Below are 21446 nucleotides of genomic sequence, written 5' to 3'. Positions count from 1 at the left end.
GTAAATTATTAAGTATTAAGTATTAAATATTGTATTGATTTGAGACTACTCATCTGGTGGTGAGGTAGTCATAACTTCTACGACGGTACGATTATGACCGGTTAGTGCCTGCTCCCATGTAGAATAACGCTGCATTCTCCCGTGATGAGGCCCGCCTAAAACCATCGTTTCAAAAAGCAACGGGGGATCTCCAAAAGTGAGATCGAATCCCGAAAAACTAGTTGATACTTTGGCATCCCCAACTATAGTTTCGGCAACTAGATGTTTGAGTGAATCTTGTACTGAGTGTAAATAATTTTGCCACTCTGACAACGAATTAACAGCAACAGGGGTATGTCCTACTAGTTTGTAATAAAGCATGATTGACAACTTGTGGCTATCACAACAAAATTTTACACGATTTTATACAACGTAAAGTAATCCTTTTGCTACCTCATAGCTCTCTATTGACTAATATATGCTCAATCGAAATAGTGGCAAAGATTCTGCATTTTGCATCATGTTTATTCCACAGCAAATTCCGATAGTTGGCGCATTTTAGGAGTATGAAAACCGATAACAATATCTTGTTTAGGTACACCCATTCCTATCAATTCTAAAGCAATATCTACTTCCGTTGTATTTTGTTGAATCCAAATTTTATTATTTTTGATATCTAGGTGCATTATTGGGCCATAGATCCGTTTTTGATTGTTCCATCCAATGCTAATAATTTGATAATGGTCATACTCTACGTCAAAAATCTGTTCGACTTCTACATCTCCATAACTAGGCTTGTACTCGATATACTTAGTTAATAATTGCTTAACTTTTGTGCGGTATTCATTTAACTTATCCATTGATCTATTTCCTCAGTTTCAAGGTTATAAATAATTAACTTCAATTTGTTTTCGTTGACTACAGTTTGAATAAAAGGCAAATTAAAAAAATCATTATAAGTGACCAATGGTACAGCTAAATATAAATTTCTCGAAGGTTCTTCTGCACGTAATGCAGTCCGATAATTAATAAATTGTCCTAGTGCCATGTGAAATTCTGAAATCTTCGATGCACTAACAAAATTTTTGATTTCAACTGCTATTTTTTCTCCAGCTTTTTGGGCAGCAACTAGGTGTTCTGCACCTAAATCAATCTGAACATCAACTCCACCACACCGAATATTTAGTGGGTCATCTGTAACTAACCAACCATCTTTTTCCAGTGCAGACCTCACAATATTGTGGAATAAATCACGAGCCATAGTTTTAAGGAAGTCGCAAGTCGCAAGTCGCAAGTCGTAAGTCGCAAGTCGCAAGTCGCAAGTCGCAAGTCGCAAGTCGTAAGTCGCAAGTCGCAAGTCGCAAGTCGCAAGTCGCAAGTCGCAAGTCGCAAGTCGTAAGTCGCAAGTCGCAAGTCGCAAGTCGCAAGTCGCAAGTCGCAAGTCGCAAGTCGTAAGTCGTAAGTCGCAAGTCGCAAGTCGCAAGTCGCAAGTCGCAAGTCGCAAGTCGTAAGTCGTAAGTCGCAGGTCGCAAGTAATGAAAATATATTTATTCTCTATTCAGAGTTAAATTATTAATTCTCGCTTGCCATCTCCATCCTTCTGCCGTTGGATTTGCTGCCATTCAATCTCTCTTTAATTTTACGAGTTGAAGCAATGAGTATCCTCACTATTTCCTTAGTTTCTTGAAGCAACGAATCAAATTTACCTTTTTCAACAACTTCAGATTCAATTAAAATTTCCAACCAGTACTCAGTTTCGCGCGCTTCCTTAAGAGCTATTTCCATTTTGTGCAAGAAGTCTTTATCAGACTGAGCCGAACGAGATTCGTGTACATTAGCACCAATACTGGTACCAGAACGTAACATTTGCTTAGAAAGGGTACGGCAAACACCCGGTTTTTCATCAAGAAAGCTACAAGCTTTGATAATTCTAATTGCAAAAGCTTTTGTTCTGTCAGTGATACTAATGCTTTTGTCTCCATTTTCACTCACTGCTTTTACCTTTTTTACTTCTGTTTACCATACTCGGTACTTCCACACTCGGTAAATGCCCCGTCCCTTGTGGGCAGTCTTTCAACTCAGCACTCTTCATTCTTACTTGCGACTTGCGACCTCCGACTTGCGACTTGAAAATATGTAACTTTAAGCACAATATGTCCAATAGACAAGGCATAAGTTGTCCGCATCGAAGGCGAAACACTGATACTATCGTAGGAAAATTTCTGATGCCATAAGACGAATACAGCCAAAAATTGTCTCAAAGTCAAAAATCAAAGCATAAATTGTCACCAAGTTGAAAAATCAGCTGAAAGTTGTCCACTAGTTGTACTTACATAAGCAATCTTAAAGTTTTAAATCAATATATATTAGCAAATCACCACCTGTGTTTAGATAAATTTAGAATCAGAATTAAGCAACTGACTCATTTGAAAGTTGAGGTCGAATTCATGATGAACTCTCAAGAATTTGGCGACTGGTGTAAAAGCCTCAACTTAAGTCAATCGGCAAGTGAGGTAATCAGACAAATCCGTGCAGAAAAACCATCACGGCGAGTCCAAGGTGGCAGAGGAAATGTATCTGGTTTCTACCCTAGCAGAAAAATGGGGGTAACAATAAGTTTTGAGTCTCATCGGCACGAATTAGCTAGGATATACGAACTTGAACATAACCCAGATGTTCTGGAATATTACGACCAACCACCAGCTATTGAACTTTGTTATCAATCTTTAAGTGGTAGAAACAACCGCCATCTATACACACCTGATTTCTTTATTATCAGTAATAACTCAGCGTTTTGGGAAGAATGTAAATCAGAACAAGAATTAGTAAAACTTTCTGCTGCAAGCCCAAACCGCTATCAACAAGACGAAAATGGTATTTGGCGATGTCCACCAGGAGAAAATTATGCACAGAAATTTGGTCTTGAGTTCCGGGTGTGGTCGAGCGCTTTAATTTGCTGGATATTTCAGCAGAACTTTATCTGGTTGGAAGATTACTTGAATCTAGAACCAGTTGCAGTAGATAATCAAGTAATCAGAAAAGTATTAGCGATAGTAAAAACAAATCCAGGCATACTGTTAGCGGATTTGATTAAAATCGCATACCAAAAAGCCAGCTTAGATGACATTTATACTTTAATTGCAACTGAGCAAATCTATGTCAACTTAAATACAGCTAGATTATCCGAACCTGAACAAGTAAAAGTTTTTGCCAACCGGGAAATAGCACTCGCTTACGAACGAATAACATCCGTCAAGCCAAGTAGTATACCTAGCAACCTTCAATCCGTTGAAATTGCGGTTGGTAAATCTCTGTCTTGGGATGGTGAATCCTGGGATGTTGTAAACACAGGAACAACAACAACAGGATTACTCAGGACAGATGGGAAGTTTGTAGAACTGCCAAATGCTACAGTTTTTCAACTGATCCAAGACGGTAAAATAACTGTTGCACCTATTCAAAGTACAGCAAAACAACAGCAGCTAGAGGAATTACTGCGTCACGCGAAACCGCAAGATATTGTAGAAGCTAATCACCGCTACACTCAATTATCGCCTTACCTTTCTAGCCATCCTCCAGTGGGAATTACCCGCACAATTCGGCGCTGGCGTAAAGCTTATCAACAAGCAACTGAAATTTATGGCAATGGTTTTGTAGGATTATTGCCCAAAAACACTAACAAAGGTAATTACAAGCCAAGACTAGACCTGCGGGTACAGGAATTCATGACTACATTTATTAGTGAGAACTACGAAACCCTTAAACAACGAGGGCGACTCAGGGTCTATGAATCTTTCCGAATTGCCTGTGAATCCCAATCTCCGAAAATTAACCCACCTAGTTTTAATCGATTTTGTTTGGAAATTCAACGTCGTTCGGGTTATGAGCAGACATTAAAACGTCAGGGAAGACGAGCAGCAATACAAAAATTAGACTTCGATTGGCAGTTAGAGTTAACAACTCCAACTCACGGAGAACGTCCTTTTGAAATAGTTCACATTGACCATACTCAACTTGACATTGAATTAGTAAGTTCATTGCAAAACTTGAGCAATTGCCATTTAGATATTGGCGATACTAAGTATAAAAATTTAGGTCGTCCGTGGGCCACCTTCATGGTAGATGCCTATAGCCGACGATTATTAGCGATATATCTCACCTTTGAAGAGCCAAGTTACCGTTCAATATTGATGGTCATCCGCATTTGCGTGATGAGGTTCAAGAGATTTCCACAAACAATAGTTGTAGATAATGGTGCCGAGTTCCACAGCCATTATTTTGAGCAACTTTTGGCAACTTATGCTTGTACCAAAAAACATCGCCCACCTGCTTATCCTCGATTCGGCTCAGTCGTGGAAAGACTATTTGGAACTGCCAATACCCAACTGATTTATGAATTGCTTGGCAATACCCAACTTACAAAAAAACACCGATGTGTGACTAAATCTGTTAGTCCCTCAAAACAGGCAGTGTGGACGCTAATTGACTTATATTCGGCTCTTTTATCGTGGGGTTACGAGGTATATGACCAACGCGAACCTCCAGCACTAGGACAAACACCTAGTGATGCCTTCAATGTCGGAATTGCATTTGGTGGTAGCAGACTGCACAGACGAGTAGAATATGACAACATCTTTCGTATTCTCACTTTACCCGCGCCCCAACAAAGTAAACGCAAAGTCCAACCAGGTCAGGGAGTGAAAATTCATAACATTTACTACTGGAATAATGAATTCCGCAATCCGGAAATTGAATTCACATCAGTTGATGTTAGATATGACCCCTGGGATGCTGGAATTGCTTATGCCTTAGTTCAGGGACAATGGGTAGAGTGTATCTCAAAGTACTACCAATACTTTAAAGGACGCTCAGAAAAGGAAATTCAATTAGTTAGTGCAGAACTGTTAGCTCGCAAACGACTACAAGGGCATAATTTTATTAACTCAGACCGAGAGTTAGTTCAGTTCCTTAACTCTGTTGAGTTAACAGAAGAAAAATTCCTATTACAGCGTCTAAAAAATGCTGAGAATAAAAGCGTTTTACAACTGATTGAAGACCCGTCTAAAGTTAGATGTGTTTCTGATCAGCTTCACTCAGATTTTGAGAATAATTCATCTGAAGTTAATTTGCTTGAATCGGAAAATAATTATTTAGAAACCGACCAATTAATGGACATAAAAGATACTAAATTAGTATCCCTAGAATACTATGGAGAGTTCTGATGAGTGACGAAGAAGGCTTTCCTAAGCAACTACTTGAGCAATCTATTCCTGAAAGGATTGCTTACTTTAAAAATTACACAATGGCGCATCCGAAATTGCTGTCAGCCTCGCAAAAGCTCATGCTCACTGTTGAAGAGCCTGCTGCAACTTCACTCATGTTTTTGTTCGGGCCAACAGGTGTTGGTAAAACTACCTTACTACGTCGTATGACTCAAAAGTTGCTAGAAGCAACGCGACCAGATATGGAACGAGATAAAGGTTTTATCCCGATTGCTGGTGTCGAAACAGTTACACCTGAGTTCAGCAATTTTGATTGGAAAGATTTTTATTTACGTGCTTTAACTGTATTAAAAGACCCATGTATTGAATTACCAATTTCTCAGAGAATGACCAATTTAAAGTTGAGGATGTCTGTTGAAAGTGCATTACGTCACCGCAGACTCAAAGTTTTTTATATTGATGAGGCACAAAACTTGAGCAAGGTTGCTAGTGGGCGGAAATTACGCGACCAAACTGACTGTATTAAATCGCTAGCTAATATTACTCGCGTACAGTTTATACTTGCAGGTACTTATGAATTATTAATACTTCGTAATCTCAGCGCTCAACTATGCCGACGCAGCCAAGATATTCATTTGGAACGCTATATGTTGCGGCTCGCAAACATAAACGCTCCGGCTTGCAAACAAGAAAATTGTTGGCTCACATTAATTGCAAATAAGATTACACTTCGGCTCACATTAATTGCAAACAGACTCATTATTATTTGCAACGGGCTTGCAATCATCCGACTTGGCTCAAATTAATTGCAAATAAGCCAGATGCAGATAAAGCGGTGGGTATGCTTGTCTGCAAGAGTATCGAGATGAAAAAGATTTAATGTACTAAATATGACCAATAATTAAAGTGGCAACCCCGCAGCTAGCATTTGCTCTTGTAATTCACGCGCACGAGTGGGATCAAGTTGTCCGCGAAACAGCGATTTAATTTCAGCCGGCTTGGCATTGAACTGTTCCGCCAAGCCCCTCACGTCATAGCCATGCCTTGTGAGAGTGGGTTCCAAATCGTCAATTTGCTTTGACAGAACTGACTCCACAATCACCGTAGTCACAGGTTTGACCGCGACTCGGTACGCCGCCTCCAAAGCTAGTGTCAAATGTTGCTCAATTTGTAGTGGTGTCAAGAGCCGCGTGGCAAGTAATTCAATAGCTTCCGCCTCCAATATTTCACCAATTGGAGTATCAGAGATAGTGCATTCAGATACTAGCCATTCAATATATTCTCGCTGATTGCCAACAATGCCTTCCAAGGAGAAGACTGTTGCTCGATAACCGATTTCTTCCATAGTCGGACGGCGCAGATCATTTTTCAGTTTGGGATGACCAGCCAGCACCACTGAAAGTGTGCCACCACCGTCTTCAACTACTTCGATTAAACGTTTGAGTCCCGTCAGGGTACTGTAATGAAGGTCATGAGCCTCATCAACAAACAGTGCTACTGACTTTTTACCTTTTCTAATCAGGTCGCGTAGTTCCCGTTCCCGTTTTTCACCGTCTTTAGGGATTTTAATTTCCTTATCTGTGGATAAATCGTAGAATAAAGCAGCAATAAGTGTTGGCAGTGTCGCCCGTTCTTTATCTACAGAAAGGGACTTCGAGACTAGAATCTTACCTTCTTTCTCCAAAACATCAAACAAGCGTCGTAAAGTAGTCGTCTTGCCACACCCAATAATTCCCGTTATGGCAATCAGTTTCCCTGAATGGATGGCAGCTTTAATGTCTTTGAACATTTGCTTTTGATGGTCTGTTTCGTAGTAACCAGCCTTGGGAAATTCCTTGACCAAACGAAAGTGTTCCATTACTTCAGTGAGCATTTTGCTGCCCTCCTTTGTTCGAGTGGAAATACTGCCGTACTCGTTCAATAATCACTTTTTTATTCAAAGTCTCAGCTAGCAGCCCATCAATAAAGGCAATTTGTTCAGTGGATAATTTCGCCAAAGGTTTAGCGAGATAATCTGAAATCGCCAGTTTAGCGAATAATACAGTGGGATAAGTAAATTCTTGGAACGGGTCTGGGTCTTTAAAAGGTGTGACAGTTGGCTCAATTTCCTTGTACTTATCCACCAAAAATTGCAGATCCGCGTTTTTATCCAAGGCAGTTCGTGGCAAGCCCAGCTTAAGAGCTAAATCTGCAATCCGGTCTGCCCGTTCTTCGGTTTTAGTTTTCTTGTGTTTGCGATAGCGATGCAAGGGGATAGGCCCATCAACTGGGTAAAATGGGCCATAGCGTTGGTCGCCTTTCTCTACATATAATTCGTTATCAAAAAGACCCCACCACAGCACCACAGTTTCGCCTGCTAAGTCTGGGTTTACTTCATAAGCCACGCCCTCAACTGATACTCTGGCTGTTGCATCCACTTTCCTTCGTTGCGGTTCGCGGGCAAAAGTACAAAATCGTTCCCAACTACACATCTGCCTGATTCCGCTTTTTGGCAGATTTCGCAACCAATCCTCTAAGCGTGAGTGCGCTTCTGTACGGTGTTTTTGGTCGTTATAATTTAGCAGATACTGCCGTAGCCATAGGTTAGCCTCAACTTCGTTTTCTGGTTCGTGAAAATGATACAGAGTCTCATGGGCTTCTTTGACTGTCCGGAACGGTCTTTCCACTTTTCCTTTGGAGCGAGCCGTTACCCTTCTCCCATCTTTACCCGCAGGCAGATGGCTAGCAAGCTTGATTCCCAGGCAGTCCATCACATTTTGAAATACATGGCTTTTGGCAATTGGCCCGTTGTCCGTATAGATCATCTCAGGAATTCCCTGGAAGGGGCATCCATCCGAGGTGGAAGCCGTCATTGCATTAAATAGGAAGCGCAACGCTGCTGTTACATCCTCTCCATAAACACAATGGTATTCCTGGTAACACACACCACTGCGGTCATCAACGACACTATAAAGCATCAATAGCGGATTCCCTTTACCCGTTTCCACCCATAAGGGCTGCTTTACGTGTTTTAAATCGGACGGGCTAAGGTCGAAATGCCAACATTCATTACTGTGAGTTGCTTGAAAACGTACCGCAGGCGGTTGACGAGTCATTGTGAGATGGTCGTAGCCCCATGTTTTCAAATAACGGTTGACAGTGGCTTTAGTTAACAACCCCTTGGGTGGTTTGATAAAACCTTGTGGGGTGTTCATCCCGAAATCTTCTAAAAGTTCAATCGCCCGTGCAGTGGAGACGTGCCGCCCTTTCTTGTTGCAAGTGCGGATTTTCGTTGCTGCAATGACTTCACAGTAAAGTTCCATTTCCGCCTGTGATAGCTTTCGAGGTGTCCCGCTATCTGAACGGTTGATCGATTTGGGGCGTGATGAGTTACGCAAAGCACGATATAGAGTATCAATAGACACTCCATACAATGAAGCTGTTTCTTCCATGAGTTGCCGACGTTCTTGGCAACGGCTTGGTAACATATCAAGTCGATGACGCAAGTTGGTTAAAGCTTCTGCTGGAATTTTCTTGCGGATCATGCTCGCCTGTATGTTCGCCTCATGTACTGTCCTTATCTTTAAGTTTGTAGCAGAAAACTGACCACAGAAATTACATTCTGTTGCCAGTTAGGTGAAAAAGTATAACAATTTGAGATAGATTAGCTTCAAATGAGGCTTGAAAACTCACCACAGAAATTTTTGAAGGAAGTTTGGTGCTGTGGATACACTTTACTTATCTGAAGCCGAAGCACTACTCATAGAGTATGAGGCGTTCCTAAAAGGTAAAACGCATAGCACTATTGATGCCTATATGCGTATCATTAGGCAGCTTCTTCTTTGGATTGTAGAACATCCTGGGAGTGGAGGAGATTTTCAACCCGAACAGTTGACCAAAACGGCGATGGAAATTTATCTCGCCTATCTAGATACGTCAGGTTACAGCATTGCTCACCAAGCACGGGTTAAATCTGCTGTCAGTGGTTTTGCCCGTTGGCTCATTGAGGAGAAGGGAATTTTACGTCGCAACCCCACCAGAGGATTAAACATTCCAGCCCAGCCACTTTTAGCCCCCAGACAATTGACTCCTGACCAACGTTATATTTTACGCAACCTGATCGAAAAAGATGGTCATCCACGTAGCATGGCTGTGTTTGCATTGGGGTACTGGGCTGGTTGTCGCGTGAGTGATGTTTCCTGGCTACGGATAGAGCATACCCATATTGGCCCCAAAGTTGGCTGGTTGCACGTTGGTTACAAGGGTGGTAAGGCGCGAGATATTGATCTAATTAACGCTGTCCGAAAACCAATGTATGAATATATTCATCACGGCGGGCGAGATACTGAGAGTGATTACACTTTTACCTCTCAGCGCAATGAGAGGCTGACCGAAGCCGGCATTCATCGCTGGTGGAAAAACATTAAAGCACAAGCAACTGTTTCTGAGTGGGAACTCATCCATGATGTAACTTTTCATGATCTGCGTCATGATTTCGCTCACCGAGCGCGTGAAGCAGGATGGACTTTGGAGGAGGTTGCTTATTATCTTGGTCATATCACCAAAAAGGGAACTCCAGCTATTCAAACCACGGTTCGGTACACTCAAAGTAGCCGACAGCAAGTGAAAGACAAGCTTGCATTACTCAAGGGATAAAGGAGAGATAGCAACGCCCAAAGGATTTTATATTGCTCTATCCAACAGTTGCTGAGCAGGCATTCGGCTTATTTGCAATTAATGTGAGCCAAGTCGGATGATTGCAAGCCCATTGCAAATAATAATGAGTCTGTTTGCAATTAATGTGAGCCGAAGTCCAATCTGATTTGCAACTAATGTGAGCCAAGAATTTTCTTGTTTGCAAGCCGGAGCGTTTATGTTTGCGAGCCGCAACAGCTATAAAGCAGACAATTCAGAAGATTTAAGAGCTTTTCAAGGTATAGTACAAACATTCCAACGACATTTACCATTGCAAATTGAACCTGATTTGCTCAAACATTGGGACTTCTGCTATGAGCGCTGTGTTGGTTGTATCGGCATTCTCAAAGATTGGTTATCTCGTGCTTTATTTAGTGCTTTGCTCAAAGGTGACAAAACTTTAACTTTTTCCGATCTTGAGTCACATGCTCTCAAAACTGAGCAGTGCATAATTCTGCTTAACGAAGCTCTTCATGGGGAGGAACAACTTAATAGCCGTAGGGATACCAACGCTCTGCGGGCTGCTTTGGGATTAGAAGTCGCAACTGATGTGACTCCAAAAACATTGCAGACATCTGCTAAACAAACTCGTCGTCACGCTGCGGTCGGTCAGCCTCTGCCACAGCGTCGTCCTGTCGGTGGTGGACACAATGCCTGTTGAGAACTTGAAATTGTATCAATCATGGGAATTAGAGCAACCCATACTACCTGAGCGTAGCCGTCTTTTCTCTCTACCACCAGTTGGTGTCGGCACAGCAATTGTCGAGAGCTTGAGTAGCTACTTAATTCGCTTGGCTGATGCACATGGAATTACAGTTGGGGGCTTGATTCGCTATTACATTGCTCCTTTATTTTTTCTTAACGAGCAGCCTCCAGGATTATCCAAAAAAGATGCTATCGAGCTAGTTGTAGTTAGATTGCGAAAAGAACTAGCCATTTTGCAGCAACCAACTGCCCAATTTTGGCTTTCCCAAACACAGCATGTTTCTAAGGTTGTTAATGTACTAGAAATCTTAACTGGTCGCAAAGATATCAGCTATTTAACTTTGTTGCCTTGGAAAACTTGGCGACTTTCATTTAACCACATCTTCCATACACAGCAGCGTTGGTGTGCAGGTTGTTACCAAGATTGGCGTGATGCTAATACCCCTGTATATCAACCTCTGTTATGGGCGTTAGAGCCTGTAACTGTCTGCCCATACCATCAACGCTATTTACAAATATACTGTTTGTGCTACGGTCATACCCAACCTTTTTTCCAACCTCAGAAACTAAACGGCTACTGTCACGAGTGTGATGCTTGGCTTGGGCGCAATCTTGACCTACCGAGTCATAGCCGAAGCAAAGGGCGCAAATTTGATCGGGATTTGTGGATTGCTCAAGCTCTTGGAAATCTGCTTGCTGCTACTCCCTCACTCCACACAAATCCCCTCATCAGAGAAACAAAAGTTACCCCTAAACGAACATTGCCTACTTTATACAAGTTTTTGAGATGGTGTTACAAGCTTAGTTTATCTCCTGTCGAGGGTTTAAACTTGCTCGAAATTCAGTAAGGCAAGCAACAAGATAACAACAGCTCTACTTTATTTTCCTTCAACCCAAAAATCCAAGCATAAGTTGTCCGACTTGATTACAAGGCATAATTTGTCTGATTTTGACAACTTATGGCTAAAGTCACAAAATAATTGTCACTGTAAGGATAAAATGAGCAACTTTGAAAGCATAAGTTGAGCAACAGATTGCTTGAAACCGTATTAACCATGTTAGAAGGAAAAAATAAATATAGGAGTTTTGAAAGCATAAGTTGAGCAAAAATATGATTGAGAAAGTATAAGTTGAGCAAACATTTTCAACACTTTGTTCATAAATATACAGCCTTGTGCTGAGATAAAGAGTAGGAGAGATTAATGATCGCAACACTCTCTCCTAACCAAGAATTATGCTTGACAACCTTGAGTTTAACAACTGGTGCCGTCAACAAGACCTCAGTCAAGCAGGGCAGGCAATCATTGAGGAGATTCGCAGCAGCAATCCATCTCGTCGAGTAACAGGGGCAAGGAAAAACGTTTGTGGCAGTTACCCCAGTCGAAAAATGGGATGTACTATTCAATTCGAGAGCCATCATAACGAATTAGCACGTATTTATGAACTAGAACATGACCCATGCGTACTCGAATATTACGACCAACCGCCAGCAATAGAATTAGTCTATCAAAGCAAAAGCGGGCGAAAAAATAGACACCAGTATACACCCGATTTCTTTATAATTCGGACAGATTCAGCTTTTTGGGAGGAATGCAAAACAGAACTTGAACTTAACAAGCTGAACGAATTGAATCCAAATCGCTATTGCAAAAACTCAGATGGCAAATGGCATTGTCCCCCAGGTGAAGAATACGCTCATGGTCATGGTTTGGACTTTCATGTATGGTCAGATGCTCTAATTAATTGGAACTTCCAACAAAATCTAATTTGGCTGTTAGATTATTTCGGATACTCATCAGAAATTATAGACGAAACCGAGCAAAGTTTGATTGTAAACACAGTAAACAATCATCTAGGAATGACCCTGACAGAACTGTTAAAAAATGAAGAAATAAACCCTGATGTACTTTATTGGTTAATTGCTACAGATAAACTTTACGTAGAACTTAATAAAGTTAAACTTTCGCAACCGGAAACAGTATTCGTATTTATTAACCAAAATGTTGCTTTATCTTATGAGCATCTTAACTCAATAGAATCTACAACCCAAACGAGTAATCAAATATTACTCCAAATAGCAGTAGGTACTAATATTTATTGGGATGGAGAGTCATGGGAGATAGTAAATACTGGGACGACCACTACTGGATTATTACGTGCAGATGGCAAACTTATAGAACTACCAAATTTAGCATTTACAGCATTGATTGATACAGGGAAAATTGTGGGAGATAAGACAACACAAACCTCAAATATTAAAATAAGTAGGTGGTTACAATTAAATATAAGATAGAGAAGGTCTAAAAAATAGGTTCTACGAGATGTCTGCTCCATTGCGAGTTAGATTAACAGATTTAGAAGATTTGACGCTTTTGGAGTTACGGTCAGCGACAACAGTTCCTCAACGGACACGAGAGCGTGCCCACATAATTCGATTAAATGCCCAAGGATGGAATGTACCAGCGATAGCTAAAATTTTTGAGTGTCACGAACATACGGTACGAGCAACACTGAGGCGTTGGGAAAATAAGGGTTTGGGAGGACTGTGGGAAACTTCCGGGCGAGGAGCAAAGTGCAAATGGCTTGAGGCAGACTTAGCATATTTAGAGGATTGCTTAGAGGTAGAGCCCCGTACTTATAACAGTTTGCAGTTATCAGAAAAATTGGCTCAAGATAGAAATGTGCAATTGAGTCCGTCTCGTTTGCGACGTTTGCTCAAAAAAAAGTGGAAATGGAAACGCACCCGCCATACTCATAAGAGAAAACAAGACCCAGAAAAACGACGAATTAAGCAAGCAGACCTAGATACCTTAAAGCAAGCGGCAGTAGAGGGTTATGTCGAGCTTAAGTATCTTGATGAGTCTGGGTGTTGTCGTTGGAGTCCCGTTAGCTATAGTTACAGTCGTATCGGTAGCCAAAAACAAATGGCACAAGTTGGTAGCCGTGGTGGTCGCATTAGTATTTTGGGTTTATGGCAACCCCAAGTCAGTTTTGAATATGCCTTGGTTCAAGGTGGGTTCAAAACAAAACGCTACATCGAGGTTATGGATTGGGTTGCAGCTAAGGCACAAAACACTTTAGTTGAAACTGGTCGCATCAGTGTTATTGTTCACGATAATGGTTCCTTACATACCAGTAAGAAAGCAAAACAAAAATGGCTTGAGTGGCAGGAAAAAGGATTATTCGTTTTCTTTTTACCACCTTATTGTTCCGAAATGAATCGGATAGAGGAAGAGTGGCATCAACTAAAAACTCATGAAATTGCTGGACAAATGTTTGACAATAACTACGATTTGGCTATGGCAATTATTGATGGCATGGAAGCTAGAAGCGTAAAGGGGGAATATGCCCTTGAGCGTCTTATATTTAATTGTGCCTAGCTACTTAGCAGCAGCAGAAATTATTAAACACGCAACTTGTGAAGATATTATAGAAGCCAACCGTCGCTACAATTTAATACAACCATACTTAGAAGATGCTCTGAAAGCATATCCAAGCAGCACAATCCGTCGTTGGCGCACTCAGTACCAAAAAGCTTTACTCATTTATGGACAGGGATACCTGGGATTACTGCCTAAACATAACAATAAAGGCAATCGGACTCCAAAAATTGATTCTCAAACCCAAGAATTTATGCTCGATTTTATCAAAGAGCATTATGAAACACCCAAACAACGCAGAAAAATACGGGTTTATGAATCATTTGTTTTAGCTTGCCAAACCCATGACCCCCCATTCAAACCACCATCGAGAATCACATTTTGCCATGCTATCAAACAGCGAAGCGGACATCATCAAACCAGAAAACGTCTTGGTAATCGAGCGGCTATTTCCGAAGAACCATTTTATTGGGAATTAAAGCAAACTACTCCACGGCATGGCAGTCGCCCTTTTGAGATTGTTCACATTGACCATACTCAAATTGACATTGAATTAGTCAGTTCACTCGAATCTCTAACTAATTGTCATATTGCTACAAATAACTCAATTCATCAGAATTTAGGTCGTCCTTGGGCAACCTTCATGGTTGATGCATATAGTCGAAGAATTTTATCAGTTTATCTGACCTTCGATGAGCCAAGCTACCGTGATTGTATGATGGTAATTCGCATATGCGTTGCTAGATTTGGGCGGTTTCCGCAAAATATTGTTGTCGATAACGGAAAAGAGTTTCACAGTCACTATTTTGAACAATTATTGGCATCTTATACTTGCACGCTGAAGTATCGACCGCCAGCACATGCTCGGTTTGGTTCAATTGTTGAAAGACTATTTGGGACTGCCAACACGCAGTTTATTCATGAGTTGCAAGGTAACACCCAAATCAAACGCCTTCACCGTAAAGTCACCAAATCTGTCAGTCCAGAAAGATTAGCAATTTGGACACTAGAAGAACTGTACTCTGCTTTTTGTGAATGGGCATATTCGGTTTATGACCAACGATTGCATCCGGCATTAGGTACTAGTCCGTGCGATGCTTTTGTCACCGGATTAGCAACAGGTGGAAGTCGCTTACACCGAAGAGTAGCATATGACGAATTATTCCAGATTCTGACTCTACCAGCACCAGATCAACGAAAGCGTAAAGTTCAACCAGGAAAGGGTGTCAAAATACACAATATTTATTACTGGGCAGATGTATTCCGTGATCCAGAAATCGAAAAATCAATGCTGTGGGTTCGTTACGACCCTTGGAATGCAGGAATTGCTTATGCACTAGCACAAGGACAGTGGGTAAAATGCATTTCTTCTTACTATCAATACTTCCAAGGACGTTCCGAAAAAGAAATTCGGCTGGCGAGTGCAGAACTTAATCAGCGCCAACGCAATTACGGACGTAAGTTAACAATAAATGATCGGGAATTAGTAGAATTTTTAAACTCAAAATTTGCTCAAGAAGGTGCTATCCTCAAACAACGCTTGCGCGATACTGAACATGACAAAGTTCACAAAATTATTCAAAATAATTTGATCACGGAACCAAAGTTAAATTTGGCAGAATTTGCGGCAGAGGAAAATAATGATTGTCTAGGAGATGACTCGACCAATGAAGGTAAAAATTGTGAAACTATCAGCAATTTGACTGCATATATCACGGAAACCCTTGAATATTATGGAGAGTTCTAATGGCACATGATTATAGCTTTCCTCAAGAATTACTAACTCTACCTATTGCTGACAGAATTTCTTATTTCCAGCAATATACAATGGCGCACCCCAAATTATTAATAGCAGCAGAGAAACTCAAAAATGCAATTGATAACCCAGGATTCTTTTCTTTAATCTTTTTATTTGGGCCAACAGGTGTAGGTAAAACCACCTTATTACGTCGCATCACACAAAGGTTACTAGCTTCTTTTCACAAAGAAATGGAACTAGATAAAGGTTTTATTCCTATTGCTAATATCGAAGTTGCTACCCCGGAATTTAGTAATTTTGATTGGAAAGATTTTTATCTACGTGCTTTGGGCGTTCTCCAAGACCCTTGCATTCAGTTACCTAGTTATGGTCGAATTACTAATTTGAAGTTGAAAACATCCTTAGAAGCTGCTCTTAAACATCGTCGTCTGAAAGTTTTTTGCCTTGATGAAGCACAAAATCTCAGTAAAGTTGCCAGTGGTCGAAAATTACGCGACCAGACAGACTGTATTAAGTCGCTAGCAAACCTTACTCAAGTCAAATTCGTACTGGCAGGTACTTATGACTTGTTGATACTTCGTAACTTGAGTGCCCAGTTGTGTAGGCGCAGCCTGGATATTCATTTTGAGCGATACAAAGTCGAGAATGAAGAAGATTTAAAAGCTTTCAGAGGTGTTGTTCAAACTTTTCAACGTCATTTACCTTTTGAAGAAGAGCCTGATTTACTTAAATACTGGGATTTTTGCTACGAACGCAGTTTCGGTTGTGTTGGTATTCTCAAAGATTGGTTATCTCAAGCATTGGCAACAGCGTTACTGGATGGAGCTAAAACTCTCACTCTGTCGCATTTAAAATCTTCTGCTTACTCTCATGAACAATGCATGATTATCTTCAACGAAACACGATTAGGAGAAAAGCAACTTGAGTTTACCCCAGATAGTTCGGCTTTGAGAATTGCTTTAGGTTTAGAATCTCATCATGGGTCAGCTACACATAGCACGTCCCAGACAACCAATACAACCAATACTAAATCTCGTCGCTCTACTACTGGTAATACTAAACCTCAACGTCGTCCTGTTGGAGGTGGTGAAAATGTCGGTTGAAAGTTTGGCTAATTATGAGTCGTGGGACTTAACGATGAACCAACTTCCAAAACGCAGCCATCTTTATTCTCTTAAACCAATAGGTTTTGGTACACCCACAGTTGAAAGTTTTACTAGTTACTTACAGCGCTTGGCTGCTGCACATGGTGTCTCGATTGCTAGTTTAATTCGCTATAAAATTACGCCGTTATTTATTCAGAGCAACCAACCACCCGATTTCTTGAAAGCTGATGATGCTATCAAAATGCTCATCAATGCTTGGCATCGAGAGCCTGCACTTTTACAACAGCAGTCTGCTAAATTTTGGTTAGACCGAACGCAACATGTTGAAAAGCTGGTTGCCATCGTTGAGAAATTAACTGCTAGGCTTGATCTGAGTTTTCTGACTTTACTTCAATGGCACTCCTGGCGGCTTAACTTCAGTCATATTTTCCATACTGAACAACGTTGGTGTTCTGGCTGCTATCAAGACTGGCGTGAAGCTGGAAAACCTATTTATAACCCTTTGTTGTGGACAATAGAACCTGTCAGTGTTTGTCCAGTTCACCAACGTTACCTACAACTACGGTGCTTGTACTGTGGTTGTTTTCAACAGTTTCTCAATCTGGACTGCAATTCTCTTGGTTATTGTTGTGTGTGTAATGCATGGCTGGGTCGGTTTGTAGACAATACTTCTTTTTCTCAAGGGTCTCGGTTTGATTGGGAAAAGTGGGCTGCTCAATCTGTTGGCCAGATTTTCGGCGCTATGCCAACACTTAGTTTGACTTCTTTTTCCCAAGTTACCCCGCCAGCTAAATACCGGCGAAAACCTACTCTCACTAAATTTTTAAGGTGGTGTTACAAACTTGGAATTAATCCTGTTGAGGGTTTGGAAATTCTCTCGATTATACCGAGTGTAGTCAGTTGAACCCAGACCAGAGCTACTGGACGGTGCTTCCTTTTCCGTAAGCATAAGATGAGCGACCTGTTTTGAAACCATAAAGTGAGCAACTTGCTCATTTTATGCTTACAGTGACAATAATATACCACGTTGAAGACAAAATAAGATACCCTTATCTTTTATCCGATATAATCTACGATAAAAATCACTTTCCTTGATATACAACACTTTCACCAACATGCTGTCGGTTTGCAGACTAAATGAAATTCGTGCGGACTAAGTGAAATTCTGTTGCAGACTAATTGAAATTCTACTTGTGGAACCCTGATTCTCTCGTAGCCACAGAGCGATCGCCACTTACGAAATTTTTGCTCCAAACCCTTGTGTTGTAATGAATTGGAACGTTTTATGTCCATTTGGTGGAAAATTTCATTTAGTCTGCGAATTTAGGAGGAAAATTTCACTTAGTCTGCAAAAAAATTTCATTTAGTCTGCAACAAAGGTTGCCCAAACCCTTATTACTGCGTTAAAAAAATTTCACTTAGTCTGCAAACCCACAATGCGATCGCGGAGGGTGCATGGTGGCAACGGAATAGAAACTATTACGCTGCTGATAAATTTTGCTTGTCTTTGGTATCGCCTTTGATGCGTAATCCAAGCGATAACCATTTACAGGGTGCTAACTTCCAGTTATAGTTAGCCGTAACTTATTATAGGCACAATGCAACTATAACTTTGACTTGGTGCAAAGATAGTTTACAAAGAAGGGGAAAAGGGTAAGGGGCAAGGGGCAAGGGAAGAAGAAACTTTTCCCCACAAGGTATAAAGCCCCTATTTTAAATATGGAGAACAAAAAAGAAGATTTTTGAGAGACGTAGTGCGATAACTTAGCAGGGTCTATTTCTTGAAACCCCTGTTTTTAAATGTGGGTTCCCTTTCCCCTTACCCTTTCCCCCTTCCCCCTCTTTCTCATAAAAATTGCTCAGGCGGTTGCCTTAGTCTAGGGGAATAAAAAAGTTTAACAATTTCTGTTAAGTGCTTTATCCCGCTCCAAGCATCCGTCCATAAATCGCTTGAAAGAGCCTCTACGCTGCACCCACGCTACGTTATTACTAGAGCGATCCCCACTGGCTCATGACGGTTACGCCATCGCTCTTAAGCTCTTCAAAGATTTCTGGTCTTATTTGGCGGTAACTCTATTATTATCCAGTCATCAGTAATGAGGAGCATATTTTCCAGTGTTGTAGAGTTTCTTGTTCTTGACTAATAAATTTCGTCTTCTTCATCTACCCAATCTTCATCCCAGAGAAGTTGACTGTAAACCTTAGTAGCTTTAGATATTTTTAGGTTGTGAGCTGCTGTCACACAATTTCTTGGTTGCCAGCCAATAAGGGTGTATCTCCCATGCAAATGTCTGACAGCATCTTTGCAGTCATTAATTACTGGAATATCTTCTTTGATGTATTTCCGCAATTTGACTCCTAAACGAATTGCCTCCATTTCATAATTGTGGAAGTAGGGTTCTTCAACATCAGGTGTAGAAATCATTAATCCTCTTACCCAGGCATAATTTTTATAGATAGCCTTCGCTACAACTAAATTGACTTGTTTTGGTGCCCAGTTACTCCTTTGTAAAAAGTTATCTATTACTGATTCATCATCTAAATCTATATCGATGTTAGATTCTGAAAGTATTTCCGAGATATCTGTATTTTCTAAGAATAGTTCGTACCACTCTTGAAAAGTTTCGGGACTAAATAGTTTTCTGGCTTCTTCAAATGAAATTTTCTCCCATCCAGCATCTGTAACTATTTCATTACCAGTAGGAGCAATGAAGAGATTGTCTTCTTCTACCATCCAAGGGAAGGGTGGATTGTGATTTTTTCTCTTTCGTTTACCCATTGAACTGCTATAAAGGATCACTCTTATTATCCTGTCTCCTATCCTACCTGACAAATTGAGTGTCTCTATTCCATGAAAAGCGATGCTCATAGAAACCATTACAAAAATAATTTTATTTTGATAAAATCTAGTTAATATTAATTAGCGGAAGTACAAAAATTTTGTTAGAGTCTTTATGTTTGATTTTCATCGTTTGCGACTGCCATTAAAATATTTAAATATTCTCATTACAGTACTAACTTTTGTTTTATTTTTCTGGTTCACTCCTGTCGTTTCTCAAGCATTAACTAAAGCTCCAGTTATTTTGGATGGACAACAGCTTTTTCAGATCAGCGATTCTGGTCAGTATAGCGCTCAAGAACGGACAAATTTAATCAACTCACAACTAAAAAATGTGATTTCCGCTTCTGAGCCTATTCAAGTTAAAATTGAAAAACGCAACCAGCTACCTACTATTTTGCTAAATGACCGCTATCTGTTAACAGTTACACAACAAGATACTTTACCAGGTAGTACACTTGATGAGCAGGCTAACATTTGGGCGCGGCAAATCAAAGAAGCCTTACAGCAAGCTCATTTAGAGCGAACTAGAACTTATCTTCAACAAACAACTTTTATCGCAGCAGTAATTTTACTCATAACTGTGGGATTTAGTTGGCTATTGGGATGGATTAAGCATCAATTTATCCGAGTAGCTTCACTTCGCTTAACAACTAGCAATGCCATACCTAATTCGGAAACACTTAAAGTATTAGAATTATTTTTCAAATTAGTGTTGGCAAGTATGCGGCTCGCACTTTGGATGAGTGCGATTCTTTATATCACTAATCTCTTTCCTTTCACTCGTCAATGGAGCTATCAAATTTCAAATATCCTGATTACCAGTTTTACCTCACCTATTCTAACATTAGGAAAGAATCCTTATTCTCTTACTGAATTAATAGTTTTGGTTGGTTTGTTGTTTGGCTTAGTTATCTTTGCTGGAACGTTAACAAATTTTTTACGTTCTCGGATTCTCTCTTTTACTGTCATCAATCGTGGCGCTCAAGAAGCGATTATAATACTTTTAAAATATGGTCTAATTTTTATTGGCACACTGGTACTGCTACAAATCTGGGGACTTGACATTAGCTCTTTGACAATTTTAGCAAGTGCTTTAAGCGTTGGAATTGGCTTTGGTTTACAGGATATTGCTAAGAATTTTGGCAGTGGTTTAGTACTAGTATTTGAGCGTCCCATTCAGGTTGGAGATTTTGTGGAAGTTGGGGAATATACAGGTATTGTCGAACGAATCGGTGCCAGAAGTACTGAGATTCGTACCCTTGACCACGTTTCAATTATTGTACCCAACTCTCGCTTCTTGGAAAAAGAAGTAATCAACTGGAGCCATCGCAACCCGATTTCTCGCCTTCATCTTCCCGTTGGCGTTGCCTATAGCTCAGATCCCAAAGCAGTGCAATCTGCTCTGTTAGAGGCTGCCTCTAAGCATCCCAATGTATTGCAGACTCCTTTGCCTCTAGTACTGTTTAAAGAGTTTGCCAAGAATACCTTAAATTTTGAGTTATTAGTCTGGACTGCGGAACCTAATAAACAATTTTTGCTCAAAAGTGATTTATATTACATTATTTACGAAGTATTACAGCAACGAAAAATTGAAATTCCTTTTGCTCAGTTAGATTTACATCTGCGGTCTGGTAAGTTGGAATTTACGCCAGAAATGCAGTTAGCTTTAATACAGATGGTTGAAGGATTATCAAATCAGGAGTCAGACATAGATTCAACCAATCCAATTGAAAAGGGTACAGAGGGTATAGATGCATGAGCGCTCGTAATCATGGGGGT

General features: G+C 40.5%; 19 protein-coding genes. 11 read left to right on the top strand and 8 right to left on the bottom strand.

What is annotated here, in order from left to right:
* Positions 1-45: 45 nt before the first annotated feature.
* The 4 genes from GJB62_RS32115 to GJB62_RS32100 form a co-directional block, all read right to left on the bottom strand.
* Positions 46-360 (bottom strand): hypothetical protein, encoded by a 315-nt coding sequence (locus GJB62_RS32115; protein WP_245246291.1) that lies wholly within the window; start codon positions 358-360, stop codon positions 46-48.
* A gap of 143 nt (positions 361-503) precedes the next feature.
* A complete protein-coding gene (locus GJB62_RS32110; RefSeq protein ID WP_114080971.1) occupies positions 504-839 on the bottom strand; it encodes a XisI protein in 336 nt (111 codons plus the stop codon).
* Positions 827-1240, bottom strand: a complete 414-nt coding sequence (locus GJB62_RS32105) for an element excision factor XisH family protein (RefSeq protein WP_114080970.1) — start codon at positions 1238-1240, stop codon at positions 827-829. Before GJB62_RS32105 ends, GJB62_RS32110 begins: the two co-directional genes overlap by 13 nt.
* A gap of 311 nt (positions 1241-1551) precedes the next feature.
* Entirely contained in the window at positions 1552-1971 is a 420-nt protein-coding gene (locus tag GJB62_RS32100; RefSeq protein ID WP_114080969.1) for a four helix bundle protein, read from the bottom strand.
* A 455-nt stretch (positions 1972-2426) separates the two neighbouring features.
* On the opposite strand from GJB62_RS32100, the gene GJB62_RS32095 reads away from it, so the two are divergent.
* Together GJB62_RS32095 and GJB62_RS32090 are read left to right on the top strand one after the other, a co-directional pair.
* On the top strand, positions 2427-5201 hold the full coding sequence (locus tag GJB62_RS32095) for a DDE-type integrase/transposase/recombinase (RefSeq protein ID WP_167756037.1): 2775 nt from the start codon (positions 2427-2429) through the stop codon (positions 5199-5201).
* A complete protein-coding gene (locus tag GJB62_RS32090) occupies positions 5201-6007 on the top strand; it encodes an ATP-binding protein (protein ID WP_245246289.1) in 807 nt (268 codons plus the stop codon). The genes GJB62_RS32095 and GJB62_RS32090 overlap by 1 nt, the downstream gene beginning before the upstream one ends.
* 95 nt (positions 6008-6102) lie before the next feature.
* Here GJB62_RS32090 and GJB62_RS32085 read toward each other — a convergent pair whose 3' ends face one another.
* Entirely contained in the window at positions 6103-7074 is a 972-nt protein-coding gene (locus GJB62_RS32085) for an AAA family ATPase (RefSeq protein WP_114081249.1), read from the bottom strand.
* Positions 7064-8710: a DDE-type integrase/transposase/recombinase gene (locus tag GJB62_RS32080; RefSeq protein WP_114081251.1), complete on the bottom strand. Its 1647-nt coding sequence runs from the start codon at positions 8708-8710 to the stop codon at positions 7064-7066. Before GJB62_RS32080 ends, GJB62_RS32085 begins: the two co-directional genes overlap by 11 nt.
* A gap of 193 nt (positions 8711-8903) precedes the next feature.
* Between GJB62_RS32080 and GJB62_RS32075 the strand changes: the two genes are divergently transcribed.
* The 8 genes from GJB62_RS32075 to GJB62_RS32040 all read left to right on the top strand — a co-directional run bounded on the left by GJB62_RS32075 (position 8904) and on the right by GJB62_RS32040 (position 17729).
* Positions 8904-9836 (top strand): tyrosine-type recombinase/integrase, encoded by a 933-nt coding sequence (locus GJB62_RS32075; RefSeq protein ID WP_220186642.1) that lies wholly within the window; start codon positions 8904-8906, stop codon positions 9834-9836.
* 217 nt (positions 9837-10053) lie between these two features.
* Positions 10054-10536 (top strand): hypothetical protein, encoded by a 483-nt coding sequence (locus GJB62_RS32070; protein WP_147262468.1) that lies wholly within the window; start codon positions 10054-10056, stop codon positions 10534-10536.
* Positions 10526-11428: a TniQ family protein gene (locus tag GJB62_RS32065; RefSeq protein ID WP_114081263.1), complete on the top strand. Its 903-nt coding sequence runs from the start codon at positions 10526-10528 to the stop codon at positions 11426-11428. Before GJB62_RS32070 ends, GJB62_RS32065 begins: the two co-directional genes overlap by 11 nt.
* A 386-nt stretch (positions 11429-11814) precedes the next feature.
* Positions 11815-12873 (top strand): TnsA endonuclease N-terminal domain-containing protein, encoded by a 1059-nt coding sequence (locus tag GJB62_RS32060; RefSeq protein ID WP_114081264.1) that lies wholly within the window; start codon positions 11815-11817, stop codon positions 12871-12873.
* 28 nt (positions 12874-12901) lie between these two features.
* The gene (locus GJB62_RS32055) at positions 12902-13960 is read left to right on the top strand and encodes an IS630 family transposase (RefSeq protein ID WP_245245942.1); all 1059 of its coding nucleotides are present in this window, start codon (positions 12902-12904) and stop codon (positions 13958-13960) included.
* Positions 13926-15707 carry a DDE-type integrase/transposase/recombinase gene (locus GJB62_RS32050; protein WP_114084686.1) on the top strand — a complete coding sequence of 594 codons (1782 nt, stop codon included), beginning with the start codon at positions 13926-13928 and terminating at the stop codon, positions 15705-15707. The genes GJB62_RS32055 and GJB62_RS32050 overlap by 35 nt, the downstream gene beginning before the upstream one ends.
* Positions 15707-16822, top strand: a complete 1116-nt coding sequence (locus GJB62_RS32045) for an ATP-binding protein (RefSeq protein WP_114084685.1) — start codon at positions 15707-15709, stop codon at positions 16820-16822. The genes GJB62_RS32050 and GJB62_RS32045 overlap by 1 nt, the downstream gene beginning before the upstream one ends.
* Complete coding sequence (locus tag GJB62_RS32040; protein ID WP_114084684.1) at positions 16812-17729, top strand: TniQ family protein; 918 nt, start codon at positions 16812-16814, stop codon at positions 17727-17729. The genes GJB62_RS32045 and GJB62_RS32040 overlap by 11 nt, the downstream gene beginning before the upstream one ends.
* A 510-nt stretch (positions 17730-18239) precedes the next feature.
* Here GJB62_RS32040 and GJB62_RS38115 read toward each other — a convergent pair.
* Positions 18240-18371 carry a hypothetical protein gene (locus GJB62_RS38115; protein ID WP_258551477.1) on the bottom strand — a complete coding sequence of 44 codons (132 nt, stop codon included), beginning with the start codon at positions 18369-18371 and terminating at the stop codon, positions 18240-18242.
* Between the two features lie 594 nt (positions 18372-18965).
* Entirely contained in the window at positions 18966-19604 is a 639-nt protein-coding gene (locus GJB62_RS32035; protein WP_114084683.1) for a hypothetical protein, read from the bottom strand.
* 175 nt (positions 19605-19779) lie between these two features.
* Between GJB62_RS32035 and GJB62_RS32030 the strand changes: the two genes are divergently transcribed.
* Entirely contained in the window at positions 19780-21426 is a 1647-nt protein-coding gene (locus tag GJB62_RS32030; protein ID WP_114084682.1) for a mechanosensitive ion channel domain-containing protein, read from the top strand.
* Positions 21427-21446: the final 20 nt, after the last annotated feature.

This window comes from Nostoc sp. ATCC 53789 (assembly GCF_009873495.1).
Lineage (GTDB): Bacteria > Cyanobacteriota > Cyanobacteriia > Cyanobacteriales > Nostocaceae > Nostoc > Nostoc muscorum_A.
The sequence above is the reverse complement of the archived record's forward strand: the minus strand, read 5'-3'. Positions and strand labels throughout refer to the sequence as shown.